The 26,744-nt window shown below is 67.1% G+C and carries 21 protein-coding genes; 7 read left to right on the top strand and 14 right to left on the bottom strand.

The annotated features are described in order from the left end of the window. Window positions 1-105 precede the first annotated feature (105 nt). From tsaD to DC347_RS03080, 6 genes are read right to left on the bottom strand one after another with little or no spacing between them, the layout of a single operon-like run. The gene (gene tsaD / locus DC347_RS03105; RefSeq protein WP_109044399.1) at window positions 106-1,197 is read right to left on the bottom strand and encodes a tRNA (adenosine(37)-N6)-threonylcarbamoyltransferase complex transferase subunit TsaD; all 1,092 of its coding nucleotides are present in this window, start codon (window positions 1,195-1,197) and stop codon (window positions 106-108) included. After that, window positions 1,194-1,700 carry a ribosomal protein S18-alanine N-acetyltransferase gene (gene rimI / locus DC347_RS03100; RefSeq protein WP_043423681.1) on the bottom strand — a complete coding sequence of 169 codons (507 nt, stop codon included), beginning with the start codon at window positions 1,698-1,700 and terminating at the stop codon, window positions 1,194-1,196. Before rimI ends, tsaD begins: the two co-directional genes overlap by 4 nt. Before the next feature lie 5 nt (window positions 1,701-1,705). Beyond that, the gene (tsaB, locus tag DC347_RS03095) at window positions 1,706-2,377 is read right to left on the bottom strand and encodes a tRNA (adenosine(37)-N6)-threonylcarbamoyltransferase complex dimerization subunit type 1 TsaB (protein ID WP_109044398.1); all 672 of its coding nucleotides are present in this window, start codon (window positions 2,375-2,377) and stop codon (window positions 1,706-1,708) included. After that, window positions 2,371-2,991 (bottom strand): tRNA (adenosine(37)-N6)-threonylcarbamoyltransferase complex ATPase subunit type 1 TsaE, encoded by a 621-nt coding sequence (gene tsaE, locus DC347_RS03090; protein ID WP_109044397.1) that lies wholly within the window; start codon window positions 2,989-2,991, stop codon window positions 2,371-2,373. Before tsaE ends, tsaB begins: the two co-directional genes overlap by 7 nt. Next, window positions 2,988-4,226: an alanine racemase gene (alr, locus tag DC347_RS03085; protein ID WP_109044396.1), complete on the bottom strand. Its 1,239-nt coding sequence runs from the start codon at window positions 4,224-4,226 to the stop codon at window positions 2,988-2,990. The genes tsaE and alr overlap by 4 nt, the downstream gene beginning before the upstream one ends. Window positions 4,227-4,280: 54 nt before the next feature. Then, window positions 4,281-5,372 carry a carbohydrate kinase family protein gene (locus DC347_RS03080; RefSeq protein WP_026264285.1) on the bottom strand — a complete coding sequence of 364 codons (1,092 nt, stop codon included), beginning with the start codon at window positions 5,370-5,372 and terminating at the stop codon, window positions 4,281-4,283. Between the two features lie 91 nt (window positions 5,373-5,463). Here DC347_RS03080 and DC347_RS03075 point away from each other — a divergent pair, with 91 nt between their 5' ends. The 4 genes from DC347_RS03075 (at window position 5,464) to DC347_RS22155 (ending at window position 11,182) form a co-directional block, all read left to right on the top strand. Then, complete coding sequence (locus DC347_RS03075) at window positions 5,464-6,906, top strand: 6-phospho-beta-glucosidase (protein WP_026264286.1); 1,443 nt, start codon at window positions 5,464-5,466, stop codon at window positions 6,904-6,906. A gap of 76 nt (window positions 6,907-6,982) precedes the next feature. Continuing rightward, window positions 6,983-8,248 carry a D-inositol-3-phosphate glycosyltransferase gene (gene mshA / locus DC347_RS03070; RefSeq protein ID WP_109044395.1) on the top strand — a complete coding sequence of 422 codons (1,266 nt, stop codon included), beginning with the start codon at window positions 6,983-6,985 and terminating at the stop codon, window positions 8,246-8,248. A gap of 120 nt (window positions 8,249-8,368) precedes the next feature. Beyond that, window positions 8,369-10,045 (top strand): formate--tetrahydrofolate ligase, encoded by a 1,677-nt coding sequence (locus DC347_RS03065; RefSeq protein ID WP_109044394.1) that lies wholly within the window; start codon window positions 8,369-8,371, stop codon window positions 10,043-10,045. Window positions 10,046-10,858: 813 nt separating this feature from the next. Beyond that, window positions 10,859-11,182, top strand: coding sequence for a hypothetical protein (locus tag DC347_RS22155; RefSeq protein WP_368665737.1), 324 nt, complete (start codon window positions 10,859-10,861; stop codon window positions 11,180-11,182). A 184-nt stretch (window positions 11,183-11,366) separates the two neighbouring features. Here DC347_RS22155 and DC347_RS03055 read toward each other — a convergent pair whose 3' ends face one another. From DC347_RS03055 to glmS, 8 genes are all read right to left on the bottom strand, one after another. Then, a complete protein-coding gene (locus DC347_RS03055; protein WP_109044392.1) occupies window positions 11,367-12,452 on the bottom strand; it encodes an inositol-3-phosphate synthase in 1,086 nt (361 codons plus the stop codon). A 184-nt stretch (window positions 12,453-12,636) separates the two neighbouring features. Next, window positions 12,637-13,677 (bottom strand): L-glyceraldehyde 3-phosphate reductase, encoded by a 1,041-nt coding sequence (mgrA, locus tag DC347_RS03050; RefSeq protein ID WP_109044391.1) that lies wholly within the window; start codon window positions 13,675-13,677, stop codon window positions 12,637-12,639. A 96-nt stretch (window positions 13,678-13,773) separates the two neighbouring features. Continuing rightward, on the bottom strand, window positions 13,774-15,540 hold the full coding sequence (gene treZ / locus DC347_RS03045) for a malto-oligosyltrehalose trehalohydrolase (protein WP_109044390.1): 1,767 nt from the start codon (window positions 15,538-15,540) through the stop codon (window positions 13,774-13,776). Further along, a complete protein-coding gene (gene treY / locus DC347_RS03040; protein ID WP_109044389.1) occupies window positions 15,537-17,864 on the bottom strand; it encodes a malto-oligosyltrehalose synthase in 2,328 nt (775 codons plus the stop codon). The genes treZ and treY overlap by 4 nt, the downstream gene beginning before the upstream one ends. Further along, window positions 17,861-20,167, bottom strand: coding sequence for a glycogen debranching protein GlgX (glgX, locus tag DC347_RS03035; protein ID WP_109044388.1), 2,307 nt, complete (start codon window positions 20,165-20,167; stop codon window positions 17,861-17,863). Before glgX ends, treY begins: the two co-directional genes overlap by 4 nt. 69 nt (window positions 20,168-20,236) lie before the next feature. Next, window positions 20,237-21,832 carry an NAD(P)H-hydrate dehydratase gene (locus DC347_RS03030; RefSeq protein ID WP_109044387.1) on the bottom strand — a complete coding sequence of 532 codons (1,596 nt, stop codon included), beginning with the start codon at window positions 21,830-21,832 and terminating at the stop codon, window positions 20,237-20,239. 15 nt (window positions 21,833-21,847) lie between these two features. Then, on the bottom strand, window positions 21,848-22,195 hold the full coding sequence (locus tag DC347_RS03025) for a holo-ACP synthase (RefSeq protein WP_018760400.1): 348 nt from the start codon (window positions 22,193-22,195) through the stop codon (window positions 21,848-21,850). 156 nt (window positions 22,196-22,351) lie between these two features. After that, window positions 22,352-24,244 carry a glutamine--fructose-6-phosphate transaminase (isomerizing) gene (glmS, locus tag DC347_RS03020; RefSeq protein WP_109044386.1) on the bottom strand — a complete coding sequence of 631 codons (1,893 nt, stop codon included), beginning with the start codon at window positions 24,242-24,244 and terminating at the stop codon, window positions 22,352-22,354. Between the two features lie 105 nt (window positions 24,245-24,349). On the opposite strand from glmS, the gene coaA reads away from it, so the two are divergent. The 3 genes from coaA (at window position 24,350) to mscL (ending at window position 26,709) form a co-directional block, all read left to right on the top strand. Next, window positions 24,350-25,345: a type I pantothenate kinase gene (gene coaA / locus DC347_RS03015; RefSeq protein ID WP_196803302.1), complete on the top strand. Its 996-nt coding sequence runs from the start codon at window positions 24,350-24,352 to the stop codon at window positions 25,343-25,345. A gap of 5 nt (window positions 25,346-25,350) precedes the next feature. Continuing rightward, the gene (locus tag DC347_RS03010; RefSeq protein WP_109044385.1) at window positions 25,351-26,211 is read left to right on the top strand and encodes a D-alanyl-D-alanine carboxypeptidase family protein; all 861 of its coding nucleotides are present in this window, start codon (window positions 25,351-25,353) and stop codon (window positions 26,209-26,211) included. A gap of 93 nt (window positions 26,212-26,304) precedes the next feature. Next, window positions 26,305-26,709, top strand: a complete 405-nt coding sequence (mscL, locus tag DC347_RS03005; protein WP_018760404.1) for a large conductance mechanosensitive channel protein MscL — start codon at window positions 26,305-26,307, stop codon at window positions 26,707-26,709. Window positions 26,710-26,744: the final 35 nt, after the last annotated feature.

Here is a 26,744-nt window from a genome sequence, read left to right as displayed (position 1 = left end):
GAGGCGGGGAACTTCGGCACGGACACGCCGGCCGCCGTCGTGATGTACGACGGCGGGGCCGCCAAAGCGGCCCGCGGCGGTTCGCTTTCGCCGGGCCCCCTGCCGTCAGGCCGGCAGCGACACCGAGGTGACCGGCAGCGACGAGTCCGGGGCGAAGCCGATTCCGCTGGGTTCCACGCCGGCCATCACCAGTTGCGCACCGAGGGCTGCCACCATGGCGCCGTTGTCGGTGCAGAGATCCAGCGGGGGAACGTGCAGCCGGATCCCGGCCGACGCGCAGCGTTGCCCGGTCAGTTCCCGCAGGCGTGAATTGGCCGCCACCCCGCCGCCCAGCAGGACGTCCTTGATTCCGTGCTCGCGGCAGGCCAGCACCGCCTTGGACGAAATCACGTCCACCACCGCTTCCTGGAAGGCGGCAGCGATGTCAGCCACCGGGACCTCCTCTCCGCGGGCCTCGAACTGCTCCACGCAGCGGGCCACGGCGGTTTTGAGGCCGCTGAAGGACCAGTCATACCGGTGCGGCCCCGGCTGGTCCGCCGTGCCCATGTACTTGGGCTGGCTCAGTCCGCGGGGGAAGCGGATGGCTTTGGGATTGCCGTTGCGGGCCACCTTGTCGATGGCCGGCCCACCGGGGTAGCCCAGGCCCAGGATGCGGGCCACCTTGTCGTACGCCTCACCGGCGGCGTCGTCGATGGTGGCGCCCAGGAGCTCCACATCGCTGGTGATGCTGTTGATGCGCAGGATCTCCGTGTGGCCGCCGGACACCAGCAAGGCGCCCAGGTTGGCCGGCAGGTCCTGCGTCCTGCCGGTTGCCCGGTCATCCAGGAGGCCGACACCAACGTGGGCCACCAGGTGGTTGATTGCGTACAGCGGCTTCCCGGTGGCGACGGCGAGCGCCTTGGCGGCGCAGACTCCCACCATGAGTGCGCCCGCGAGTCCGGGGCCTGATGTCACCGCGATGGCGTCCACGTCGGCAAGGCGCACGTCCGCGTCCGCCAACGCCTGCTCCAGGGTGGGAACGAAGGCGTCCAGGTGTGCACGGGAGGCAATCTCCGGGATAACCCCGCCGAACCGGACATGCTCGTCCATGGAGGAGGAAACGGTGTTGGCCAGAAGGGTGGTGCCGCGGACAACCCCCACGCCTGTCTCATCGCAGGAAGATTCGATCCCCAGGACCAGGGGCTGCGTACGGTTCATTGCCTGCCTGCTTCCGTTGCGTCGTCACCGGCGGTTTGAGCGGCCAAGGGGAGCCGCATGATCAGGGCGTCCACGCCGTCGCGGTAGTAGCGGGGACGGATATGGATCTGCTCGAAACCGAACCGCAGGTACAGCTGCTGGGCCCGAGGATTGTCCGCCCGGACTTCGAGCAGGACGTCGGCGGCGCCCCGCCGTCGGGCCTCTCCGATGAGACGGGTGAGCAGGTCGCTGCCGATGCCGCGCCCTTCGTACTCCGGGACGACGGCGATGGTCTGCACGTCTGCGATCGGCTCGATGCACATCAGGCCGGCGTAGCCCACGATGCCGTCACTGCCCTCCGCCACCAGGTAGCGGCGTGTTTCCGGCTGGGACAGCTCATCCAGGAACATCTGCACTGGCCAGGCATCGATCGGGAACAGCCGGTGTTCGAGTAGTCCGACGGCGGGGACATCGTCCAAGGTCATGTCCCGGACCGTGATTCCCGCCGACCGCGGATCCTGCATGGTGTTCACAGTGCCCTCTTCCGTGGTCCGGGGACCTGGGCGTCGGATTCGCGGAGGTACAGGGGTGTGGAGTCCAACAGGGCTTCTCCGGAGGCCAGCCTGGCGAGGGCGAACTGGCCAAGGTAGAGCGCGTCCGGCTGCTCGGCCGCGAATTCCGGGTGGGCATCCAGGACGTCGCCGTAGAGCCCGGCACCGGCACCGAACGCGGGCAGTTCGGGAAGGTCCGCGGCGACACTGACGTGCGGACCGTCCTGGAGCAGCGGCAACTGGCCGTCGGCCAAGCTGTAGCGGGCCCAGTAGACCTCCTTGCGCCGGGCATCGGTGACCACCAGGAATTCCGGGGCGGCAGCGGTGGATTCGGCCACTTCCAAGGCCACGGCGTCGAGGCTCATCAGCCCATGCAGGGGTTTGCCCCAGACGAACGACAGTGTGCGGGCCGTGGCAATGCCCGAACGCAGCCCCGTGAACGGTCCGGGGCCGACGCCCACTACCAGGGCGTCGAGGTCAGCGCCGTTGACCCCGGCCTCGGACAGCATGGCGTGGATGCCGGGCGCGAGCACCTCGGCGTGGCTGCGGGTGTCCGCCGTCGCGAAGCTCGCGACCACGCTTTCAGGGGCGTCGTCGGACACCAGGGCGGCGCTGGCCACCGCCGAGGTGTCAATGGCGAGGATCAGCATGGGAGTCCTCCTTCAAAACCGCCCAGCGCCGGTGCCGTCGCCCAGCGGGGCCCGTAGCCGCGCACCACGATGGTGCGCGGTTCGTCGGTGTCGTCGTCAAAGTCGAGGGTTGCGGACGGGCCGCCCGTGGTGCCGGCGTCACCGAGGTCACCTGCGGCTTCCGCGGCGGTGCCAAGACCGATGGCACGGTGCAGGTCGATCTCCAGGCGGCTCTCGCTCAGGTGCTCCACCCGGTCAAGGCCCCACTCCACCACGGTCACCGAAGAGTCCATCGTGTTCTCGAGGTCGATGTCATCGATCTCCGCCGCAGATCCCAGGCGGTAGGCATCCACGTGCACCAGGTCCGGGCCGCCTGGCCGCGGACCGTCCGGCAGGTTCGGGTGGATGCGGACCAGGACAAAGGTGGGCGAGATGATGCCAGCGCGGACACCCAGCCCCTCCCCCAGGCCTTGGGTAAAGGTTGTCTTTCCGGCGCCAAGTTCACCGGAGAGGACCAGCAGGTCTCCTGCCTGGAGCACCTCCGCAATATGCCGGCCGAGCGCCTGCGTCTGCTCCGCCGTCGTCGCAGCCAGCGTCACTTCCCAGTTGGCGGCCGGCCGCCCTGTGCCGCTCATGCCGCTCCCGCTTTGCCGGGTACGCCCGCCAGTCCGGGGCTGCTGCCGGCCGGCTGGTCCTCGTTGATGAAGCGGCGCGGAACCCGCGGGCTGATGCGGGTGACCACCTCGTAATTGATGGTTCCTGCCGCCTGTGCCCAGTCGTCAGCCGTGGGACCGCCGTCGGCACCGGTCCCGAACAGCACCGCTTCGGCACCGAGCAGGCCGGAATCCCGGGCCTCCGGCCCAAGGTCGATGACCATCTGGTCCATCGCGATCCGCCCCACCACCGGGTAGGTCTTCCCGGCCACGCGGACGGGGCCGCCGGTGGCCACGCGCGGGACGCCGTCGGCATAGCCCAGCGGAATCAGTGCCAGTGTGCTGGCCTCCCTGGTCCGGTAGTGCAGGCCGTAGGAAACGCCCTGCCCGGCCGGAACCCCTTTGCACTGGGACACCAGTGTGCGCAGCGTCATGGCAGGGCGCAGGCCAAGTTCCGCGGACGTCTGGCCTTCGAACGGCGAGAGCCCATAGATGCCCAGGCCAACCCGTACCAGGTCGAAGTGGGTATCCGGCCGGGACAAGGTGGCGGGGGTGTTGGCCAGGTGCCGCACTTCCGGGTCCACGCCGGCGTCCTCGGCAATGGCGAGGGCTTCCCTGAACGCCGCCAACTGGTCATCAGTTTCAGGGCGGTCCGGTTCATCGGCCACGGCCAGGTGGGAGAAGATTCCCACCACGCGCAGCAGTCCCTGGTCCTGGTATTCCACGGCTTCGCCCACCAGGCGGTCCCAGGCTTCGGGGGTGGCACCGTTGCGCCCCAGGCCCGTGTCCACCTTGAGGTGCACGCGGGCCGGACGCTCCTGTTCGCGGGCCGCGGCAACGATCCGTTCCAGTTCCCATCCCGAGCAGCCAATGTCGACGCCGGCGGCAACGGCGGCGCCAAAGTTGCTGTCGGTGGTGTGCAGCCAGGCCAGCAGTGGTGCGTCGATACCGGCGGCGCGCAGCGCAAGGGCCTCGGAAATGTGGGCCACCCCCAGCCAGGCCGCACCCGACTGCAGGGCCGCACGGGCCACGGGAACGGCGCCGTGCCCGTAGGCATCGGCCTTGACCACGGCCATGACCTTCGCGGGGGACGCGGCGTCGGCCAGCCGGCGGACATTGTGCCGGATGGCATCCAGGTCGATCACCGCGGACCGTTCGTGGCGGGGGTCCGGCCCGGAGGCAGCACTGAAATCACCGGTTGTTGCGGGGTAAGTCACCTAAGTGATTCTAGTGCGGGCACTTCGCGCCGAATAATCGGCGACGGCCTGGCCTCAGGCGTCCGACAGGTGGGCGATGGTGGCGGCCGCCCGGCGCTGGGCAGCGAGCGGTACGTCCTGGACGATGTCCGCGAGGAAACCGAAGCGCCGCAACCACTGGCTCGTCTGCCGTTCGGGGCGGGCGTTGGCGCGTTTCCACCAGTCGGCGATGTCGCCCCAGCCCGGGGCTGCCAGCGATCCGCCCACCTCCTGCACCGCCAGCGATGCGCACAGGTTGGCGAACCGCAGCCGGTCCCCGAGCGGCCACCCGGCCAAGGTACCCACGATGAACGCGGCGTCGAAGCAGTCGCCGGCGCCGGTGGGGTCATGCGCCTTGACCGGAAGGGACGGCACCCATTCCTCCTCCCCGGTTTGGGAATCAACCGCCATGGCGCCCTGGGCCCCGAGCGTCACCACAGCCACCGGAACCCGGTCCGCCAGCGCGTAAAGGGCGCTCCAAGGGTTGTCCTTGCCGGTGAGCGCCATGGCCTCGCGCTGGTTGGGCAGGAAGGCGTAAAAGTGCTGCAGGTTCTCGAGCCGCACCGGCGCCCACTCCCCGCTGGGATCCCAGCCGACGTCGCCGAAGAGCCGAACTCCCGCCGCGTGGGCCGCTTTCGCCCACGGTTCCACTTCCACACCCAGTTCCGCGATGCCAGCCAGTGCCCGGGGCGGGTCCCCGATCAGCTCGGAGTTGGTCACCGGTGCCGAATGCCCGTGGGTGACCATTGAGCGGTCCTGGTCCACGCACAGGGATACCGTCACCGGGGAATGCCAGCCCGGGACGCGGCGGGAGAGGCTGAGGTCCACGTGTTCCTGGCTGGACAGGATCTTCCAGTTGAAGTCGCCGTACCCGTCATCGCCGAAGGCTGCCGCCAGTCCGGTCCGCAGGCCCAGCCTTGCGGCGGCGATGGCCTGGTTTGCCACCCCGCCCGGACAGCTGCCCATGCCGTCGCTCCAGACTTCCGTCCCGGGCTCCGGCCCGTGCGGCAGTCCGGTGAAGATGATGTCCTGGAAAACGGTCCCGGCCAGCAACAGATCGAATCCCGGCTCGACGGGTGAACGGACGGCGGCCAAGGGATCGAACGGGCGTGCGGGAATCGCGTCCATGTTCGGCACAATACGCCGTGGCGCCATGCGGCGGTAGGGGCGCAGGAACGCTGTGGACAAGCTGGCCGGCACGGGTCCTAGACTGCATGGTATGCGGCTTATGATTGCGGGCGGCGGGGGTTTTCGCGTGCCCCTGATATACCGGGCCCTGACGTCCGGCCGCTATACCGGGCTGGTCACCGAGGTGGTGCTTTACGACGTCGATCCTGCCCGGCTCGAAGCCGTTACCGCAGTCCTGGCCAGCATGCCCGGCGGCTCGGGTGCCGGGCCCGCCGTGCACGCCACTACGGATCCCGCCGGGGCCCTCGAAGGCACTTCCATGGTGTTCGCCGCGATCCGGCCCGGCGGCACCGCGGGCCGGATCACCGATGAAAAGGTGCCGCTGGGCCTGGGCTTGCTCGGCCAGGAAACGACAGGAGCCGGCGGGATTTCCTACGCCCTGCGGACCATTCCCCCCATGCTGGAGCTGGCCCGGCTGATGCGGGAACACTGTCCGGACGCGTGGCTGATCAATTTCACCAACCCCGCGGGCATGGTGACGGAGGCGCTGCTCCCCGTGCTGGGGCACCGGGTCATCGGAATCTGCGATTCAGCGGCCGGCCTGGTGCAGCGGGCTGCGTCGGCCGCCGGCGTCCCCCTGCCGGAGGGGCGATTGGGCGGCGTCGGCTACTACGGGCTGAACCATCTTGGCTGGCTGTACCGCCTTGAAGCCGGCGGCCGGGACGTGCTCCCGGACCTGCTCGCCAACGCGCCGGCCCTCCAGTCGTTCGAAGAAGGCAGGCTTTTCCCACAGCGGTTCCTGGCCAGCCTGGGCATGCTCCCCAACGAATACCTGTACTACTACTACCGGCGCGACGCCGCCCGGCAGGCCATGGACGCCATGGCGCAGACCCGCGGCGAGGCCATCCACAGCCAGCAGCAGGAGTTGTATCCCCGGCTTGCCGCGGCCGGCCCGGACGCCTACCGGCTGTGGGAAGAGGCCCGCAGGTCCCGGGAAGAGGGATACCTGGCCGAGGCCAGGGGAGCCGGCGAGCGCCGGAACGAGGAGGATTTGGCCGGCGGCGGCTATGAACGCGTTGCCCTGGCCGCCATGCGCGCCCTCGCCGGCGGCGGGGACACGCAGCTGATCCTCAACACCCGCAACGTCCTCCCGGCCGCCGGCGAAGCAGCCGAAACGGCCCCGGAACGTCCCGCTCCCCAGGCCGCCACGGCAGATTCGGCTATTCCCCAACCGGCCATCCCCGGCCTGCCGGCGGACGCCGTCGTCGAAGTTCCCTGCACCGTCACCCCCGCCGGCGCCGCCCCGCTGCCCCAGCAAGCGCCTGCCGGACCGCAGCTCGAACTGATCCGGCAGGTCAAGGACGTCGAACGGCTCACCGTCCTGGCCGCTGCCGAGGGCAGCCGCGACGCCGCCGTGCAGGCCTTTGCCCGGCACCCGCTCGTGGCTTCGACGGACCTGGCCGCCAGGCTGCTGGACGGATACGAGCAGGCGTTTCCGGCACTGGGGAAGATCTGGGCGGGCGGCGGGCGTTGAGTGAAGGAGTAATGTTTTATCGAATGTGCACTCGACCGGCTCCGCTCACGCGCGCCGGCGGCCGGAAGGAGGTCCCGTGGCGCTGATCCGCAGGGTCGCTTTGCTCTCCCTCCACACCTCCCCCATGGAACAGCCCGGTTCCGGCGATGCCGGCGGAATGAACGTGTACATCCGTGAGCTGGCTTCGGCGCTGGCGGAAGCCGGTGTTGAGGTCGAAATCTTCACCCGCGCCACCTCCCCCGACCAGCCCGCCGTCGAACACCCGGATCCCGGCGTCTGCGTCCACAACGTCCTGGCCGGACCGCCCACCAAGGTCCCCAAGGAGGAGCTTCCGGGACTGCTGCACGCCATGGTGGCGGAAATCGAGCAGATCCGCCGCCGCCAGCCGCACGGCCGGTATGACGTCATCCATTCGCACTACTGGGTGTCCGGGATCGCTGGGCTTGAGCTGTCACGGCTCTGGGACGTGCCGCTGGTCCACACAATGCACACCATGGCAAAGGTCAAGAACCTGCTGCTGGAGTCCGGCGAACAACCCGAACCCCGCCGGCGCGAGCTGGGCGAGCACCGCATCGTGGAGGGCGCGGCCAGGCTCATCGCTAACACCAGTTCCGAGGCCGCCGAACTCGTGTCCCACTACGGCGCCACCTACGACCGGATCGACATCGCGCCGCCCGGCGTGGACCTGAGCACCTTCACCCCGGCTTTCCGGGCGCGGGCCAGGGCAGAGCACGGCGTTGGCCCCAACACCTTCCATCTGGTGTTTGCCGGCCGGATCCAGCGGCTCAAGGGTCCCCAGGTCCTGGTCAAGGCAGCGGCACTGCTGCGCAAACGCCGCCCGGACATCGACCTTCGGGTCACCATCCTGGGCGCCTTGAGCGGCAACAAGGAATTCAACCTCCGCTGCCTGGTGGCGGAGGCGGGAATGGACGACGTCGTCACGCAGCTTCCGCCGGTGAAGGCACCTGAGCTTGCATCCTGGTTCCGCGCGGCGGACGTGGTGGTGATGCCTTCCTTCAGCGAGTCCTTCGGACTGGTGGCCCTTGAGGCCCAAGCCTGCGGGACGCCCGTGGTGGCCACCCGGGTGGGCGGCCTGTCCCGCGCAATCTTCCACGGCCGGACCGGGCTCCTGGTGGACGGACACCATGCGGCGGACTGGGCGGATGCGCTCGACGCCCTGTACGACGATCCCGCCACGCGCGAGGACCTGGGCCGGGCGGCCGCCATCCGTGCCCAGAGCTCCGGCTGGCAGCGCACGGCCGCCATCACGCTCGAAAGCTACCACGCCGCCGTCGACCATTACTCGGGGCACCGCCTCGCCCCGGCCGTGCCGGCCTCCTGACAACCCTCCGCCCTTGCTTCGGAGGCGATTCCCGTTGACGGCTGTTCCCTCGGAGCCGGCCCGGGTGCTGTTAGCTTAGGGGCAGGTGGCCGGCGCCGGCCGGTACAGGAAAGGACAACGATGTCTGGTCTTCCTTCTGATCTTGAGATAGCCCGGGCCGCCCGGATCCGGCCCATCGGGGAAATCGCTGCAGCGGCCGGGATCAACGCCGACGCCCTGGAGCTCTACGGGCGGTACAAGGCGAAGATCGATCCGGCCAGGCTCGAGGCACCGGCACCATACGGCAAGGTGGTGCTCGTGTCCGCCATGTCCCCCACCCCGGCTGGAGAAGGCAAATCCACCACCACGGTGGGACTGGCCGATTCGCTCGCCCGCGCCGGCCACAAGGTGATGATCGCGCTGCGGGAGCCGTCCCTGGGACCCGTGCTCGGGATGAAGGGCGGCGCTACCGGCGGAGGTTACTCGCAGGTGCTGCCCATGGACGAGATCAACCTGCACTTCACCGGTGACTTCCATGCCATTACCTCGGCCAACAACGCGCTCATGGCGTTGGTGGACAACCACATCTACCAGGGCAACGCCTTGAACATCGATCCGCGCCGGATGACGTTCAAGCGCGTCCTGGACATGAACGACCGGTCCCTGCGCGAGGTTGTCATCGGGCTGGGCGGTCCAACACAGGGGGTGCCGCGGCAGGACGGGTTCGACATCACGGTGGCGTCCGAAATCATGGCCGTCTTCTGCCTGGCAACGGACCTGTCGGATTTGCGGACGCGGTTGGGCCGGATCACGTTCGGCTACACCTACGACCGGACGCCGGTGACGGTGGCGGACCTGGGCGTGGAGGGTGCCTTGACCCTGCTCCTGAAGGAGGCGGTCAAGCCCAACCTGGTGCAGACCATCGCAGGGACTCCCGCTTTGGTGCACGGCGGCCCGTTCGCCAATATTGCGCATGGCTGCAATTCGCTTATCGCCACCCAAACCGCGCGGCGGCTCGCGGACCTGGTGGTGACGGAAGCCGGTTTCGGTGCCGACCTGGGGGCAGAGAAGTTCATGGACATCAAGGCCCGGTACGGCGGCCTGGCCCCGTCCGCCGTCGTGGTGGTGGCCACCGTGCGGGCGCTCAAAATGCAGGGCGGCGTGGCCAAGGACGCATTGACGCGCCCGGACCTGGCCGCGCTTGAGGCCGGCGTGGCGAACCTGCGCCGGCACGTCCACAACGTGGAGAAGTTCGGGGTCACCCCGGTAGTGGCCATCAACAGGTTCGCCACGGATACGGCGGAGGAACTGGACTGGCTGCTCGCGTGGTGCGCCGCGGAAGGTGTTCCGGCTGCCGTGGCAGATGTGTGGGGCCGGGGCGGCGGAGGCGACGGCGGTGACGAGCTCGCGGCGCTGGTGGCGAAGGCGGTGGACGCTCCCGGCAAATTCCGACACTTGTACCCGTTGGATTTGTCTGTGGAGGACAAGATCCGGACCATCGCCCAGGAGATCTACGGGGCGGACGGGGTGGACTTCTCCGTGCCGGCCTTGAAGCGCTTGGCAGATATCGAACGGAACGGCTGGAGCGGGTTGCCCGTGTGCATGGCCAAAACGCAGTATTCCTTCACGGACGACGCCTCCCGCCTCGGCGCCCCGAAGGGCTTCACCATCCACGTCCGGGACCTGCTGCCCAAAACCGGGGCAGGCTTCATCGTTGCGTTGACGGGTGCCGTGATGACTATGCCCGGCCTGCCGCCCGTCCCGGCTGCGCTCCGCATGGACGTGGACGCCGACGGCAACCCTGTGGGCCTCACCTGAAACCCCCGCTCACTTTCGACCGCTCTCCAACGAACCCCCGCTCACTTCTTGCCCCTCTCCAACAAACCCCCGCTCACTTCTTACCCCTCTCCAACAAACCCCCGCTCACTTTCGACCAAACCGAATGAGCACCTGTGGATAACTTCCGACGGGCTCCGGCTGCTTGAATAAGAATGCAGTATGCGATCCCAGCCGCCCCTGCCCTCCCACTTGGCAAGCAGTCCGTTCACCCTCGAAAGTTCCAGGCGCGCAGGGCTGCACTACAGCCGCTTACGGCGCGCAGATGTTGAGCATGTAAGCCGTGGGCTTTACCGTCCGGCCGGTTGGGATTTCTGTCTGGAGGAGGCCGCCCGCAGCCTGTCGGAGGCTTCGCCTGGCGCGTGGATTTCCCATGTCACCGCGGCTCGACTCCGGAGTTTCCTCCTTCCGCCTTGGCTGTCAGACTCCAACGAGCTGCACCTCAGTAAACCCAGCGCCCTTCCCGGCGCACGCAGGAGGGGAATCCACGGCCATCGGCTCATTGTGAAGCCTGGCGAGATTGAGTGCGTTGAAGGGATGTGGCTCAGCACCCGTGCCCGGACGTGGCTGGATTTGGCACGGCTACTCCCATTGAACGATTTGGTGGCTGCGGGAGACCAGCTCATCCGGAGACCACGGCCTGACCTCGAAGGCAGAGAGGGCGCGTACTCAACACTTGGGGAACTAAAGGCTTTGGTCGGCCGACATCCAAATCTTCAAGGCGTTGTCCGCGCCCGGCAAGCACTGGACCTTATGCGGGTAGGGGCGGACTCTGCGCCGGAGACATTCCTTCGATTGTCCATGCTGGACGCCGGTCTTCCTGAACCGGAGCTGCAGATAGAACTTCGTCCGGGGGACCCCCGCTCGCCATCGGCCGACCTCGGCTTTCGTCTGCCCAGAGTTGCTATTCAGTACGACGGCGGCCATCACCTTTTTGAACCGCAGCAACAGATCGATCGGCGCAGGAACAAGGCCTTCGAACGAGCCGGCTGGACCGTCATCATCGTCGTAAAGCCCGATCAGGAGGACGGTTTTGCGGGAGCGCTCAAGAGAATCAGGCATGCCCTAAGGAATTCCGCCGCCAATCCTGTGGCCGCCTCGGGCTTCGCCAACGAGTGAAACCCGCTGGATAGAGGATCGCACCCTCAGCTAATCGCGGAAAACACGTCAAACGTGAGCGGGCGTTTCAGGAAAACACGTCAAACGTGAGCGGGCGTTTCAGGAAAACACGTCAAAGGTGAGCGGGCGTGGTTAAGCAGGAACGCTCCCCCACCTGTACGGGTGAGGGAGCGTTCGAGGGGTGCTAGCGTTCGAGGTCGCCGCGGATGAAGGCTTCGACCTTTTCGCGGGCGAGGTCGTCGTTGAACTGCTCCGGCGGGGACTTCATGAAGTAGCTCGACGCCGACAGCAGCGGACCGCCGATGCCACGGTCCAGGCCGATCTTCGCCGCACGGATCGCGTCGATGATCACACCGGCCGAGTTCGGCGAGTCCCAGACCTCGAGCTTGTACTCCAGCGAGACGGGGGCGTCACCGAAGTTCCGGCCCTCCAGGCGCACGAACGCCCACTTGCGGTCATCGAGCCACTGCACGTAGTCCGACGGGCCGATGTGCACGTCCTTCGCAGCCAGTTCCGCCTCAACGTTCGAGGTCACCGCCTGGGTCTTGGAGATCTTCTTCGACTCAAGCCGGTCGCGCTCAAGCATGTTCTTGAAGTCCATGTTCCCGCCGACGTTCAGCTGGTACGTCCGGTCCAGGGTCACGCCGCGGTCCTCGAACAGCTTGGCCATGACGCGGTGCGTGATGGTCGCACCGATCTGGCTCTTGATGTCGTCGCCCACGATCGGCACGCCCGCGGCGGTGAACTTGTCGGCCCACGCCTTGGTGCCGGCGATGAAGACCGGCAGCGCATTGACGAAGGCCACGCCGGCGTCAATGGCGGCCTGCGCGTAGAACTCTGCCGCCTTCTGCGAACCCACGGGCAGGTAGCAGACCAGGACATCCACCTTGGCATCCTTGAGCGCCTGGACAACGTCCACGGGTTCTTCGGTGGATTCCTCGATGGTCTCGAGGTAGTACTTGCCCAGCCCGTCCAGGGTGTGGCCGCGCTGGACCGTCACACCCGTGGGCGGAACGTCAGCGATTTTGATGGTGTTGTTCTCGCTGGCCAGGATGGCGTCGGAGAGGTCAACGCCGACCTTCTTGCCGTCGACGTCAAACGCGGCAACAAATTCAACGTCGCCCACGTGGTAATGGCCAAACTCAACGTGCATCAGGCCCGGAATGGTCTCCGCGGGATCGGCATCCTTGTAGTACTGGACGCCCTGCACCAGCGAAGCGGCGCAGTTGCCCACGCCAACGATTGCAACACGGATCGGATGTGAAGACACAAAACTCCTTTGGGAACAAACGTCAGCCGGCCGGGTATGGCTCCGCAGGAAGTCCGACGGCGGCCGGCTGGCACGGCGCCGCACGGCGCCTTTTCATACTACCCAACGCAGCGGGACCCGGCGCTGCTGCGCCGGGTCCCGCTGCGTAAGAAAGCTTCGTCAGCGCTGTCCGTCGAAGCGGACGTTACGACTCCTGCTTCCAGAGGTTGATATCGGACTCCACGGCGAACTCGTCGATGGCGGTGAGTTCGTCGGCGGAAAACTCGAGGTTGTTGATGGCGGAGAGTGTGTCCTCGAGTTGGCTGACGCTGGAGGCGCCCACCAGGGCAGAGGTGACCGGTGAGCCCTTCGGCTGGTCGCGCAGGATCCAGGCGATGGCCATTTGGGCCAGTGACTGTCCGCGGCCCTCTGCAATTCGCCGCAGCCCGCGGACCCGGTCCAGCTTCTCTTCAGTGATGGAGTCCTCGGAAAGGAACCGGGCCTTGGCGGCACGGGAATCTTCCGGGATGCCATGGAGGTAGCGGTCGGTGAGCATCCCCTGGGCGAGGGGCGAGAATGCGATGGACCCGGCGCCCACCTGGTCCAGCGCCTCGTACAGGTTGGGCGATCCGTCCTCGGTCCAGCGGTTCAGCATGGAGTAGCTGGGCTGGTGGATGAGCAGCGGCGTTCCCATCTCTTTCAGGATCCGGGCTGCCTCAAGCGTCTGCTCAGGAGTGTAGGAGGAGATGCCGGCATAGAGTGCCTTGCCGGACCGGACCGCGTAGTCCAGGGCGCCCATGGTCTCTTCCAGCGGCGTCTCGGGATCGGGCCGGTGGCTGTAGAAGATGTCCACGTAATCAAGGCCCATGCGTTGCAGCGACTGGTCGAGGCTGGAGATCAGGTACTTGCGGGATCCCCATTCGCCGTACGGGCCGGGCCACATGTAATAGCCGGCCTTGGTGGAGATCACCAGTTCGTCCCGGTAGGGCTTGAAGTCGTCCTTGAGGTGGCGGCCGAAGTTGGTTTCGGCGGAGCCGTCAGGCGGCCCGTAGTTGTTGGCGAGGTCGAAGTGGTTCACGCCGAGGTCGAAGGCCCGGCGCAGGATGTCCCGTTGCTCTTCAAAGCGCTTGTCGTCGCCGAAGTTGTGCCAGAGGCCCAGGGAGATGGCAGGGAGTTTGAGTCCGCTGCGGCCGACACGGCGGTAAGGCATGGAGTCGTAGCGGTCGTCCGCTGCTGAATAAGTCATGGGTTCCATCCTGCCAGTTGTGACGCGCTGCACATCATGTGTTAGCGCTCAGCAGAAAAGTTACGCCGCGGATGCCCGCGGCGTAACTTCTCCTTCCTAGGACGCGAGGATGGCCGCGCTCCACGGAGCCAAGGCCAGGTAGCCGCCGTCCAGGCCGGTCCCGTCATCCGTGGCCAGCAGGACGTTCCCCGAAGCGTCGAGGCGTACCTTCGCGTCGGTGAAATTCACCAGCACCTCAACGGAACCGCGGCGGAACCGCAGCCAGCCGGCGTCGTCGTCAAACTTCACCTGCGTGCCGTCAAAGCCAAGGCCTGCCAGCTCCGGATGGGAGCGGCGCAGCGCCGTCAGCGACCGGTACAGCTCCAGCAACCGGGCGTGCTCGCCCGTGGTGGCCTCGGCCCAGTCCAGCGTGGACCGGCGGAAGGTTTCCGGGTCCTGCGGATCGGGCACGACGGCGGGATCCCACCCCATGCGCTCGAACTCCCTGATGCGCCCTTCCGCGGTGGCTTTCCCAAGCTCCGGTTCCGGGTGGGAGGTGAAGAACTGCCACGGCGTGGTGGCACCGTATTCCTCGCCCATGAACAGCATGGGCGTGAATGGCGAGGTCAGGGTGAGCACCGCGGCCACAGCCAGTTGACCGTAGGACAGGGACTGCGAGAGCCTGTCCCCCGTTGCCCGGTTGCCGATCTGGTCGTGGTTCTGGTTGCAGACCACCAGTGCCTCCGGGTGCACCAGGGCACCGTTGATAGGCCGCCCGTGGTGCCGGCCTCGGAAGCTGGAGTAGCTGCCGTCGTGCAGGAACCCGTCCTTCAGCACCTTGGCCAGCACGGCCAAGGACTCGAAGTCGGAGTAGTAGCCGGTGGTCTCGCCACTGACATTGACGTGTACCGCGTGGTGGAAGTCGTCGCTCCACTGGCCGGCCAGGCCGTACCCGTTGGCGTCCCGGGGGTAGATCAGGCGCGGATTGTTCAGGTCCGATTCGGCAATGAGGGTCTTGGGCAGCCCGGTTTCAGCCGAGACAGCGTCGCCCAAAGCGCCCAATTCCTCAAGGATGTGGACTGCGCGCTCATCCCGCAGCGCGTGCACGGCATCGAGGCGGAGTCCGTCCACGTGGTAGTCGCGCAGCCACAGGGCCGCGTTGTCCAGGATGTATTCGCGCACCACATCCGAACCTGGCCCGTCCAGGTTCACCGAGTCGCCCCACGTGTTGGCATCGCCCTGCTTCAGGTACGGGCCGAACTTGGGCAGGTAGTTGCCGCTGGGTCCCAGGTGGTTGTACACCACGTCCTGGATGACGCCGAGCCCGGCGGCATGGGCGGCATCCACGAACCGCTGGTACGCGGCCGGCCCGCCGTAGCCCTCGTGCACCGCGTACCACTGGACGCCGTCGTAGCCCCAGTTGTGCGTTCCGTTGAACCCGTTGACCGGCAACAGCTCCACGAAGTCGATGCCCAGGTCCACCAGGTAGCCCAGCTTGTCCACCGCGGCATCCAGGGTTCCTTCGGGAGTAAAGGTGCCCACGTGGAGTTCGTAGATCACGGAACCCTGCAGGTCCTTGCCGCGCCACCTCGTGTCCTGCCACGCGAAGGAGGCAGGATCGTAGGTGCGGGACAGCTTGTGCACACCGGCGGGCAGGCGGCGCGACCTTGGATCCGGGACGGGAGTGGAGTCCCCGTCCAGCAGGTAGCCGTAGTCCACCTCGCCGCCGGCCGGGGCGTCAGGTGCGGTCCACCATCCCTCGGATCCGGGAGCCGTGTCCATTTTCTGCATGGGGTATGCACGGCCATCGGCCTGCAGGACCACCGATGAAGCGTCCGGCGCCCACACATCGAACCGCCCGGGGCCAGCGTTGACGAGCGTCATTCGTTCCCTCCATCCACGGGGACCAGCAGGGCCACCGGGTAGGTGCCCAGCAGCTCGGCCACGGCAACCGGGCCCGGTCCGTAGCCGGCTCCCGTCAGTTCGTCGCGCATGGCGGTGGAAAGGTCGACGGCGGTGTCCCGCCAGCCGCCGCCGGCTTCCAGTCCGGCCGGGAGCCGGGTAGCAAGCGCCAGCACACCGGAGGAGGCCTCGGTTCCGCGGGAGAACGCGAGCAGGTGATCTGCTGCGGCCCCGGTGGCGGCCACGGGAGCGTAGTCCTGGAACAGCTCGGGCCGGTCCCGCCGCAGGCGCAACGCCCGCGAGGTGACCAGAAGCTTGCTGGCTTCCGTGCCCGCGGCCGGCAACTGTCCGGCGTCGAGCTTTGCCAGCTCCGCCTGCCGGACAGCAAAGTCCACCGGCCGGCGGTTGTCCGGGTCCGTGAGTGACCGTTCCCAGAACTCGCTGCCCTGGTATACATCCGGCACACCCGGCATGGTCAGCTGGACCAGCTTTGCCGACACCGAATTGGCTGCGGAAAAGGCGTCGATGCGGGCCACGAAGTCCGCGACCACCTTGGCAACCTTCGCGTCGTCGAACACCGTATCCACGGCGGCCTTCACCTTGGACTCGAAGTCCTCGTTGGGATCGGTCCACGTGGTGGAGTTGCCCGCCTCCCGGGCGGCCTTTTCCGCATACCCCTGCAACCGCTCACGGCTGGCGGGCCAGGCGCCGATGATTGCCTGCCACAGCAGGTTCTCGTACGGGCCGTCGGGGATCGGCGCCAGGCCACGCAGCGTGTCCAGCGTTTCCGCCCACTCCCGCGGTAGTTCGGCGATGACCGAGATCCGGGCCCTAGCGTCCTCGCTGCGCTTGGTGTCGTGGGTGGACAGGGTGGTCATGGACAGCGGCAGGTCCTGCTGGCGCCGCTGCATCCGCCGGTGGAATTCCTCCGGGGCCACGGCGAATTCGGTGGGTTCGGCGCCCACCTCGGTCAGGGTGCCCAGCCGGGTGTAGCGGTAGAACGCGGTATCCTCCACGCCCTTGGCCATAACCATGCCGGAGGTCTGCTGGAACCGGATGGCGATGGGGTTGGCAGGGTCCAGGAGCAGCGGGAGGAGGGTGCCCACCGCGACGTCCAGCTCCGGCCGGTGCGCTGCGGCGGATTCGCAGGCTTCCTTGAGGACGTCGGCGCCTACCGGCAGGTAGGACCGGTACACCGGGAAGGATGCGATGATCTCGGCGATGGCGTCGGCTGCCTGGTCCACGCTGAGCCCGTACGACCCGGGAACCAGCCGGGCCAGCCGCAGCACCTCCGAACGCAGGATGCCATCGGCAATCATGCGCTTGGTACCGCGGATCATGGCTGCATAGTCCGCCGGTTCCGCGGTACCACGCAGACCGGAATCCAGGGCGTCGAGGCCCTGTTGGCCTGCCGGGTCCACGAAGACCCTGTCCACGTCGGCCAGCGCGTCATAACCGGTGGTGCCCTCGCAGGCGAACTCCTGGGGCAGGACTTCACCCGGTTCCAGGATCTTTTCCACCAGGACGTAGGCACCGCCGCTGAGGTCCTTGAGCCACCGGAGGTAGCCGGCGGGATCCGCGAGGCCGTCCGGATGGTCCACACGGAGCCCGTCCACCAGGCCCTCGGTGAACCAGCGGCCTACCTCCGCATGCGCCTGTTCGAAGACGGAAGGTACCTCGACCCGGATCCCGGCGAGGGTGGTCACCGCGAAGAAGCGCCGATAGTTCAGCTCGGCATCGGCACGGCGCCAGTCCATCAGATGGTAGTGCTGGCGGGCGTGGACGTCCTGCGGGGAGTCCCCTTCGGTGTACGTGCCCTCGGCCAGCGGAAACCGGTGGTCGTAGTAGCGGAGTTCGCCGTCTTTGACCTCAAGTTTGTCCAGGTCGGCGTCCGATCCCAGCATGGGAAGCCGGACTTTTCCGCCGCCCAGTTCCCAGTCGACGTCGAAGGCTTCGGCGTAAGGGGACTCGCGGCCCTCCTTCAGCAGCGACCACCACCACGGGTTCTGTGGCGGTGAGGCCACGCCCACGTGGTTCGGCACAATGTCCACCAGGACGCCCATGCCGTGCTCGCGGGCCGCCATGGAGAGGGCCAGGAGGCCTTCGGGGCCGCCGCGTTCAGGGTCGACGGCAGAGGGGTCGGTTACGTCGTAGCCGTGGTCCGAGCCCTCCTCCGCCGTAAGGATGGGAGACAGGTACACCCAGTCCACGCCGAGGTCCTTCAGGTACGGGACCTTCTCTGCGGCGTCGAAGAGGGTGAAGCTGCTCCGGATTTGGAGCCGGTAGGTGGAAGTCGGCGTCCTCATTTGTCGGTTGCCTTTGTGGCACCCGTTTCGGTTGCCTTTTCGTCAGCTGCGTCGGCGGCTTCGGTGGCTTCGGTTGCCCGCGCCTCGCTCGCCTCCGCTGCCTTGGTCTGGGCCTCCACCATCTCCCCCTGGGCCTCTTCGTGTTCTGCCATGGAGGCCAGGGACGCGGCTGCCGAGGTATCCACTTCAGTCTCGGGGCCTGAGTAGGCGCGCAGTACCACCATCGACTTGGCATCCAGCGCCAGGGTTGCGCCGGCTTTGAGCGGTTCGTAGGCTTCGGCCTGCGCTGCCGTATCGATCAGGACTTCCCAGTACTGGGAGTATTCGTCCGAGGGCAGGCAGAAGTCCACGACGTCGTCGTGGGCGTTGAACGCCATGATGAAGCTGTCGTCGGTGATGCGGCGGCCGCGTGAATCCTGCTCCTGGATGCCGTCGCCGTTGTAGAACACGCCGATGGTCCGGCCGAAGCCGCTTCCCCAGTCTTCGGGCCGCATCTCGGTGCCGTCGGTCTTCAGCCAGACGATGTCCGGGAGCTTTTCGCCCTCACCACGGACTACCGGGCGGCCGTCGAAGAAGCGGCTGCGCCGGAACGTGGGGTGGTCGTGCCGGAGCTTGTTGACGAACGCGGTGAATTCCACCAGCGGCTGGTCCATGGCTTCCCAGTGGACCCAGCTGAGCTCGGAGTCCTGGCAGTAGGTGTTGTTGTTGCCCTGCTGCGTGCGGCCCAGTTCGTCGCCGTGCAGCAGCATGGGCACGCCCTGCGAGAGCATCAGGGTGGCGATGAAGTTCCGCTGCTGCCGGGCCCGCAGGGTCAGGACCTTGTCGTCGTCCGTGTCGCCTTCAACGCCGCAGTTCCAGGACCTGTTGTGCGATTCGCCGTCGTTGTTGCCTTCGCCGTTGGCCTCGTTGTGCTTTTCGTTGTAGGAAACGAGGTCTCGCATGGTGAAGCCGTCGTGGGCGGTGACGAAGTTGATCGACGCCACCGGGCGGCGGGCGGAGCTTTCGTAGAGGTCTGCGGAACCGGTCAGGCGGGATGCGAATTCGCCCAGGGTGGCCGGTTCGCCGCGCCAGAAGTCGCGGACGGTGTCGCGGTACTTACCGTTCCACTCCGTCCACTGCGGCGGGAAGTTGCCCACCTGGTAGCCGCCGGGGCCAACGTCCCACGGCTCGGCGATGAGCTTGACCTGGGAAACGATCGGATCCTGCTGGATGAGTTCGAAGAACGTTGAGAGCTTGTCCACGTCGTAGAACTCGCGGGCCAGGGTGGAGGCGAGGTCGAACCGGAATCCGTCCACGTGCATCTCGGTGACCCAGTAGCGAAGGGAGTCCATCAGCAGCTGGAGGGAGTGCGGGTGGCGTACGTTCAGCGAGTTGCCCGTGCCGGTGTAGTCCATGTAGTGCTTGAGGTCGTTGTCCACCAGGCGGTAGTAGGCCTGGTTGTCGATGCCCTTGAAGGACAGCGTGGGGCCAAGGTGGTTGCCTTCGGCGGTGTGGTTGTAGACGACGTCGAGGATCACTTCGATGCCGGCCCGGTGCAGGTCGCGGACCATGGCCTTGAACTCCTGGACCTGGTGCCCGACGTCGCCGGTGGCGCTGTAGGTGTTCTGCGGGGCGAAGAACCCGATGGTGTTGTAGCCCCAGTAATTGTTCAGCCCCTTCTCCACCAGGGTTCCGTCATTGACGAACTGGTGGACCGGCATGAGCTCAATGGCGGTGACGCCAAGCTTCTTCAGGTGCTCAATCACGGCCGGATGCGCCACGCCGGCGTAGGTGCCGCGCTGCTCTTCGGGAATCTCCGGGTGGAGTTCGGTCAGGCCCTTGACGTGGGCTTCGTAGATCACGGACTGGTGGTAGGGAATCCGCAGCTGGCGGTCGCCGTCCCATTCGAAGAACGGGTTGATGACCACGCCGTGCATGGTGTGCGGGGCGGAGTCGGCGTCGTTGCGGGAGTCCGGGTCGCCAAACTCGTAGGAGAACAGGGCCGGGTCCCAGTCGATCTGGCCCTGGATGGCCTTGGCGTAAGGATCCATCAGCAGTTTGTTCGGGTTGAAACGGTTTCCGCTTGCGGGGTCGTACGGACCATGGACGCGGTAGCCGTACTTCTGGCCGGGCTGGATGTGCGGCAGGTAGCAGTGCCAAACATAGCCGTCCACCTCGGTCAGTTCGATCCGGGTCTCGGTCAGGTCATCAGCCAGGAGGCAGAGTTCGACCCGCTCGGCCCGCTCGCTGAACAGGGCGAAATTGGTGCCGGTGCCATCAAAGGTCGCTCCCAGCGGATAGGCAGTTCCAGGCCAGACTTCCATCGTGCTCCTCATTTTGTGGTCAGCAGCAGAGGGCATCGGAACGCCCCTGCTGCTGGTGCGAACTAATGCCTACCGTAGTGGTTGGCTGTGACTATTACGTTTCCAGGCTCCATATTTACTAAGCATGCTGACTTTACCCCAAATTTCAGGTATACCCTCCGCGATGCGGGCCGCCGTGACGGGTCCGCCCGCCACGGACTCCGACGCGGCCGTCCCGGCGCGCCCATGCAGCGCGGCTCCGAGTGCGGCCAGGGCTGCCCAGCGGTCGTCGTCGTCCAGGCCCAGCTGGCGGAAAGGTTCGACGGCGGACCCCGCCTGGGCGAGCAGCGCGCCGATGACACCGGCCAGGACGTCCCCGCTCCCGGCGGTGGCCAGCCAAGGGGTGCCGTCCGCCTGGCTGAAGGTCTGGCCGGATGGCGAAGCCACCAGCGTGGTGGCGCCCTTGAGCAGGACGGTGGCACCGGTACGGTCGGCAGCGCGGCGGACAGCGTCGAGGGTACCCGCTTCCACGGCCTCCCGGTCTTCGCCGCCACCGAGCCGCTGGAACAGTGAGGCAAGCTCCCCGGCATGCGGGGTCAGCACCACATGCGGCGCCAGCGTGTCCGGGAGGGCAGGCAAGGCGCCGGCGTCAGCCACGACCGGCAGGCCGGACGTGACGGCATCGCCGGCGCGGGCCAGTTGGTCATGGTCCTTTGGGCCCATGCCGGAGCCCACCAGCCAGGCCTGCACGCGGTTTTCCGCGACGCTCCCCGTGCTGCACACGACCTCGGGGCAGGATTGGCGGACCAGGTGGGCCACTGACGGCGGACCCAGGTACCGGACCATGCCCGCGCCTGCGGCCAGCGCCCCACGGCAGGCGAGGACGGCGGCACCGGGATAGTCTTCAGAGCCGGCCACCACTCCCAGCACACCCCGGGAGTACTTGTGGGCGCGCCGGGCGGGGTGCGGCAGCAGGCCTGCCATCTCGGCACCTTCAAGTCTGCGCAGGGACGGCTGCGGAAAGTGCTCTTCAATCCCGATCGGTACCACCAGGACGCGGCCTGCATAGTCGGCTCCGGGATCGGCCATAAGCCCGGACTTCGCTCCCCCGAACGTCACCGTCAGGTCCGCCATGAGCACCTCGCCGGCGGTCTCTCCGCTGTCCGCGTCGACGCCGCTGGGGAGGTCGCAGGCCACCACCAGGCCTTGGGCGCGGCCGGCTGTCCGCGCGCCCGCAAGGGCCTGGACAAAGTCTGCGGCGAGTCCCCGAAGGCCGCCCTTGGCGCCGGTTCCCAGAACGGCGTCTATGACGACGTCGGCGCGCGCGGCTTCCGCCGCCAGCTCCGGAAGTGCCTCTTCAGTGAGGCGGTTCACCCGGCCGCCGGCCCGCTCGAATGCACCGAGCCCACCCGGATGGGCGGCATCCCCGGTGAGTACCGCCGTCGTACGCATTCCCCGGGCGGCGAGGAAGGCAGCAGCGTAGAGCCCGTCTCCACCGTTGTTGCCCGTTCCCGCCAGCACCACCACGCTGGCGCCGTACAGGCGGGCACCGCGTGAACGAAGCTCATGGACGACGCCGGTGGCCAGGCCGTGCGCGGCGCGGAGCATGAGTTCCTCTCCGCGCCCGGCGGCGAGGAGGGGTTCTTCGGCTGCGCGGACCTGGGTTCCGGTATAGGCGGTGATCATGCGGCGGCCGCCGGGTCAGCCTTCGGCCAGTACCGTTGCGGTGGCGATGCCGCCGTCGTGGCTGATGGACAGGTGCCAGCGTTTGACGCCCTTGGCCTCGGCAACCGCCAGAACGGTGCCCTTCACCTGGACAGTGGGCCCGTTCTGGTCCAGGCCGATCCAGCAGTCCTGCCAGTTCATTCCGGCGGGCGCGCCGAGGACCTTGGCCACGGCTTCCTTGGCCGCGAACCGGGCAGCCAGGGACCGGGTGTTCAGTTCCCGCTCCGCGGGGACGAACAAGCGGTCCCTCAGCCCGGGTGTGCGCTCCAGCTGGCGGCCGAACCGCTCAATGTCTACTACGTCTACCCCAATGCCAACGATCATGGGCTCATTCTACGGTGGGACCATCCCCCGCACGCCCGGGTGCAGCACCGTTGGCGCGGGTTCTTTCCGTTGTCCGCCGATAGCGCAATTGCGTGGCTTAACGCTGGAAGCCCCGGGCTTGTGGGCCCGGGGCTTCCAGCGGTTAGGGAGTCACCGCTACTCGACAGTGACGCTCTTGGCCAGGTTGCGGGGCTGGTCCACGTCGTATCCCTTGGCTGCGGCCAGCTCCGCCGCGAAGATCTGCAGCGGAACCGTGGTCAGCAGCGGCATGAGCAAGGTGGGGGTCTCCGGTACGTAGAAGACATACTCGGCGTAGGCCTTGACGGCTTCGTCGCCTTCCTCGGCGATGACCAGGGTGCGGGCGCCGCGGGCACGGACTTCCTGGATGTTGGAGACCACCTTGGCGTGCAACGAATCGCGTCCGCGCGGGGACGGAACCACGACGAACACCGGCTGGCCTTCGTCGATCAGGGCGATGGGGCCGTGCTTGAGCTCACCGGCGGCGAAGCCCTCGGCGTGGATGTAGGCGATCTCCTTGAGCTTCAGCGCACCTTCAAGGGCCACCGGGTAACCCACGTGGCGGCCCAGGAACAGCACGGACTTCTCGTTGGCCATGCTGCGGGCCAGTTCGCGCAGCGGCCCGGCGTTGTCCAGGATCTTTTGGATCTTGGCGGGGATCTTGTTCAGGTCCGCCAGGACGTCCTTGATTTGGCCGGAGAAGATGTTGCCGCGCAGCTGTGCGAGGTACAGGCCCAGCAGGTAGGCGGCGGTGATCTGCGCCAGGAAGGCCTTGGTGGAGGCGACGGCGATTTCCGGCCCGGCGTGCGTGTACAGGACGGCGTCGGATTCACGCGGGATGGTGGAGCCGTTGGTGTTGCAGATGGAGATGGTCTTGGCGCCCTGTTCGCGGGCGTAACGGACCGCCATCAGGGTGTCCATGGTCTCGCCGGACTGGCTGATGGACACCACCAGGGTGTTTTCGTCCAGGATGGGATCGCGGTATCGGAACTCGTGCGCCAGTTCCACCTCGGTGGGAATCCGGCACCAGTTCTCGATGGCGTACTTGGCCACCATCCCCGCATAGGCGGCGGTGCCGCAGGCCAGGACAATGATCTTGTTGACCTGCTTCAACAGCTCCGGGTCGATCCGGAGTTCGTCCAGGGTCAGCTTGCCCTTGATATCCGAGCGTCCCAGCAGGGTCTGGGCCACGGCGTCGGGCTGGTCGTTGATCTCTTTCTCCATGAAGGAGGAGAAGCCGCCTTTTTCCGCCGAGGCCGGGTCCCAGTCGACGTGGTATTCCTTGCCGGAGGCCGGGTTGCCGTAGAAGTCGGTGATGTCCACCGAGTCCGCCGTGATGGTGACGATCTGGTCCTGGCCCAGCTCTACGGCCCGGCGGGTGTAGTCGATGAACCCGGACACGTCCGAGCCCAGGAAGTTCTCGCCGTCGCCCAGGCCCACCACCAGCGGTGAGTTGCGGCGGGCGGCCACGACGACGTCGGGCTGGTCCGCGTGCACGGCCAGCAAGGTGAAGGCGCCTTCGAGGCGCTGGCAGGCCAGCTCCATGGCGTGGGTCAGTCCGCCGTTCGCGGTGTCCCCGCCCAGCTTGTTCCGGAGAATGTCGGCCAGGAGTGCAGCGGCCACCTCGGTGTCCGTTTCGGAGAGGAAGGTGACGCCCTTTTCCAGCAACTCGAGCTTGAGCTCAGCGAAGTTCTCGATGATGCCGTTGTGGATCACGGCCAGCTTGCCGCCATCCGCCAGGTGCGGGTGCGCGTTGCGGTCCGTGGGACCGCCGTGCGTCGCCCAGCGGGTGTGCCCGATCCCGGTCACCGTCTCGGGCAGCGGGCGCGCCTCCAGCTCGGCGATCAGGTTGCTCAGCTTTCCGGACTTCTTCCGCGACTCGATGGCGCCCTCGGACACCACTGCCACACCGGCAGAGTCATAACCGCGGTACTCCAGGCGGCGGAGCCCCTCAAGGACAACGTCCAACGCGCTGTGACCATCAATTGCACCGTCGGTCGAACGGCCTACGTAACCCACGATTCCACACATAGGCACAAGACTATCGGCAGCGTGCCGGTTGCTCTAAACCGGTAAGCGCCGCCGCGCGGCCCAAGTGACGCAGCTCGCCGCGCTGAGCAGGGGCGTCATTTCGCGATGCGCCGGGCGGGGGGCAGAATCTTTAGCGTGACTTCGCAACGCAATGAAGCGAACGGGGAGGGTGCCTCGCCGTTCGTGGAGCTGGACCGGCATACCTGGTCCCGGCTCGCAGCCCAGATGGAACAGCCCCTTAACGAAGAGGATGTGCTGCGCCTTCGCGGGCTCGGCGACCCCTTGGACATGAACGAAGTCCGCGACGTCTACCTGCCCCTCTCGCGGCTCCTGCACCTGTATGTGGAGGCAGCCGGGCAGCTGCATGCCGCCACCACCACCTTCCTGGGTGAGCAGACCCAGCGCACGCCGTTCGTGATCGGGGTGGCCGGTTCAGTGGCGGTAGGCAAGTCCACCATCGCCCGCGTGCTGCGCGAGATGCTGCGCCGCTGGCCCGGTACCCCCAACGTGGAACTGATCACCACCGACGGTTTCCTGTATCCGCTGGCTGAGCTCAAGCGCCGGCAACTGCTGGACCGGAAGGGGTTCCCCGAGTCCTACGACCGCCGGGCGCTCCTCCGCTTCGTGAGCGAAATCAAAGGCGGGGCCGAGGAAGTGCGGGCACCCTGGTACTCGCACGTCACCTACGACATCGTGCCGGAAAAGGAAGTGGTGGTGCGCCGGCCGGACGTGCTGATCGTGGAGGGCCTGAACGTGCTGGCCCCGGCCCGGCCGCGGCATGACGGACGCCAGGGGCTGGCGCTGAGCGACTTCTTCGACTTCTCCATCTATGTCGATGCCAAGACCTCCTACATCGAGGAGTGGTACGTGGACCGGTTCCGGAAGCTGCGGAGCACCGCGTTCGCGCAGCCGGAGTCCTACTTCCACCGTTACGCCACCCTCTCCGATGAGGAAGCCGAGAACACCGCGCGGGACATCTGGAAGCGGATCAACGAGCCCAACCTGGAGGAAAACGTCCTGCCCACAAGGGGCCGGGCGCAACTGGTGCTGACCAAAGAGGCTGACCATTCCATCCGCCGCATGCTCCTGAGGAAGGTCTAGCACACGTGTGCTACGAATGCGGACCGGCCACGCGCCGCAGCTTTGCCCGCTTCCTCGCGGCGGGGGCAGGGCTGACGGTCCTGGCAGCCTGCACGCCGGCGGCACCTCCGGCTGCGCCGGCGTCGTCCGCTGCTCCTTCTGCCGCGCCGCCCTCCCCTGCTGCGGTAACCGCTTCAGCGGGCCCGACGGCGGAAACCGCCACGGTGGGCCAGTCGCCGGAAGCGCAGTCCCCCACACCGTCGCCCTCGGCCACGCTGGCGCGGCAGTTCTCGCTCGACGACCCCGCAAGCCAGTGGGTCATCGTAAACAAGCACCGGCCGCTGGCGCCCGCGGACTATGCGCCGGCTGACTTGGTGCGTCCCGCCGTCGCCATTTCCGCCGCGGGTGAAGGTGCCCTGCTGAACAGCACGACGGCGGCAGCGGCCGAGGCGATGTTCGCGGCTGCGGCGCGGGATGGCGTGGCGATGGTCCTGGCCAGCGGCTACCGCTCGTACAGCACCCAGGTGACCACCTACAACGGGTACGTCGCCGCGCGGGGACAGGCCGACGCCGATACCGCCAGTGCGCGGCCCGGCCACTCGGAGCACCAGACGGGATGGGCCTTCGACATCGGGGACGGCGGCGGGGCCTGCAGCTTCGAGCCATGTTTCGCAGACCAGCCGGCGGCCACCTGGGCGAAAGCGAACGCCTACCGGTACGGCTTCGTCGTGCGGTATCCGTGGATGCTGCACCCCATCACGGGCTACTACTACGAGCCCTGGTACCTTCGGTTCGTAGGGGTTGAGGCTGCCACTGACATGGCGAAGCGCGGCATCGGCACCTTGGAGGAATACTTCGGCCTGGAAGCGGCGCCCGCCTACCCGTGAGGGACGCACCAGGCTCTTGCCGGGCCTGACACGCAGCGGGAATTTACCTCGGCGTCATCCGGAGGCCTGCGGCTGTGGGCTAGCGTGGTTCCCATGCTGACAGGATTCAAGAATTTCATCATGAAAGGCAACGTCGTTGACCTTGCCGTCGCGGTTGTCATGGGTACTGCCTTCGGTGCAGTGGTGACGGCGATGGTGAACAAGGTGCTCATGCCATTCATTTCCGGCCTGGTGGGTGCGCCGAACTTTGACAGCTTTGCGAGGGTTGAACTGAATGGCAACGCGATCGAGTTCGGTGTGCTGCTGACCGCGATCGTCAACTTCCTGCTGATTGCGGGCGCCATCTACTTTGTGGTGGTCATGCCCATGAACCACATGATCGAGCGCCGCAACCGCCGGCTGGGCATCGACAAGAACGTCAAGGAGGAGGCTGCTGAGGATCCGCAGGTTGCGCTCCTGACCGAAATCCGTGACGCACTGAAGGACCGCACCGTCTAGGTCCTTCCTTAAAAGCCAGTGGCCCGCTTCCCTTC

The organism is Pseudarthrobacter sp. AG30 (assembly GCF_003116525.1).
In the GTDB taxonomy this organism is placed as follows: Bacteria; Actinomycetota; Actinomycetes; order Actinomycetales; family Micrococcaceae; genus Arthrobacter.
Note: the sequence above shows the minus strand (reverse complement) of the source record. Positions and strands in the feature narration are given on the sequence as shown.

Excerpts from the sequence above, each read along its gene's own strand:
- DC347_RS03080 (WP_026264285.1), bottom strand. The coding sequence starts at position 5,372 with ATGGACGCGATTCCCGCACGCCCGTTCGATCCCTTGGCCGCCGTCCGT.
- tsaB (WP_109044398.1), bottom strand. The coding sequence starts at position 2,377 with ATGCTGATCCTCGCCATTGACACCTCGGCGGTGGCCAGCGCCGCCCTG.
- DC347_RS03075 (WP_026264286.1), top strand. The coding sequence starts at position 5,464 with ATGCGGCTTATGATTGCGGGCGGCGGGGGTTTTCGCGTGCCCCTGATA.
- tsaE (WP_109044397.1), bottom strand. The coding sequence starts at position 2,991 with ATGAGCGGCACAGGGCGGCCGGCCGCCAACTGGGAAGTGACGCTGGCT.
- glmS (WP_109044386.1), bottom strand. The coding sequence starts at position 24,244 with ATGTGTGGAATCGTGGGTTACGTAGGCCGTTCGACCGACGGTGCAATT.
- treZ (WP_109044390.1), bottom strand. The coding sequence starts at position 15,540 with ATGACGCTCGTCAACGCTGGCCCCGGGCGGTTCGATGTGTGGGCGCCG.
- DC347_RS03030 (WP_109044387.1), bottom strand. The coding sequence starts at position 21,832 with ATGATCACCGCCTATACCGGAACCCAGGTCCGCGCAGCCGAAGAACCC.
- tsaD (WP_109044399.1), bottom strand. The coding sequence starts at position 1,197 with ATGAACCGTACGCAGCCCCTGGTCCTGGGGATCGAATCTTCCTGCGAT.
- coaA (WP_196803302.1), top strand. The coding sequence starts at position 24,350 with ATGCGCCGGGCGGGGGGCAGAATCTTTAGCGTGACTTCGCAACGCAAT.
- rimI (WP_043423681.1), bottom strand. The coding sequence starts at position 1,700 with ATGCAGGATCCGCGGTCGGCGGGAATCACGGTCCGGGACATGACCTTG.
- glgX (WP_109044388.1), bottom strand. The coding sequence starts at position 20,167 with ATGGAAGTCTGGCCTGGAACTGCCTATCCGCTGGGAGCGACCTTTGAT.
- DC347_RS03065 (WP_109044394.1), top strand. The coding sequence starts at position 8,369 with ATGTCTGGTCTTCCTTCTGATCTTGAGATAGCCCGGGCCGCCCGGATC.
- mscL (WP_018760404.1), top strand. The coding sequence starts at position 26,305 with ATGCTGACAGGATTCAAGAATTTCATCATGAAAGGCAACGTCGTTGAC.
- treY (WP_109044389.1), bottom strand. The coding sequence starts at position 17,864 with ATGAGGACGCCGACTTCCACCTACCGGCTCCAAATCCGGAGCAGCTTC.
- DC347_RS03025 (WP_018760400.1), bottom strand. The coding sequence starts at position 22,195 with ATGATCGTTGGCATTGGGGTAGACGTAGTAGACATTGAGCGGTTCGGC.
- mgrA (WP_109044391.1), bottom strand. The coding sequence starts at position 13,677 with ATGACTTATTCAGCAGCGGACGACCGCTACGACTCCATGCCTTACCGC.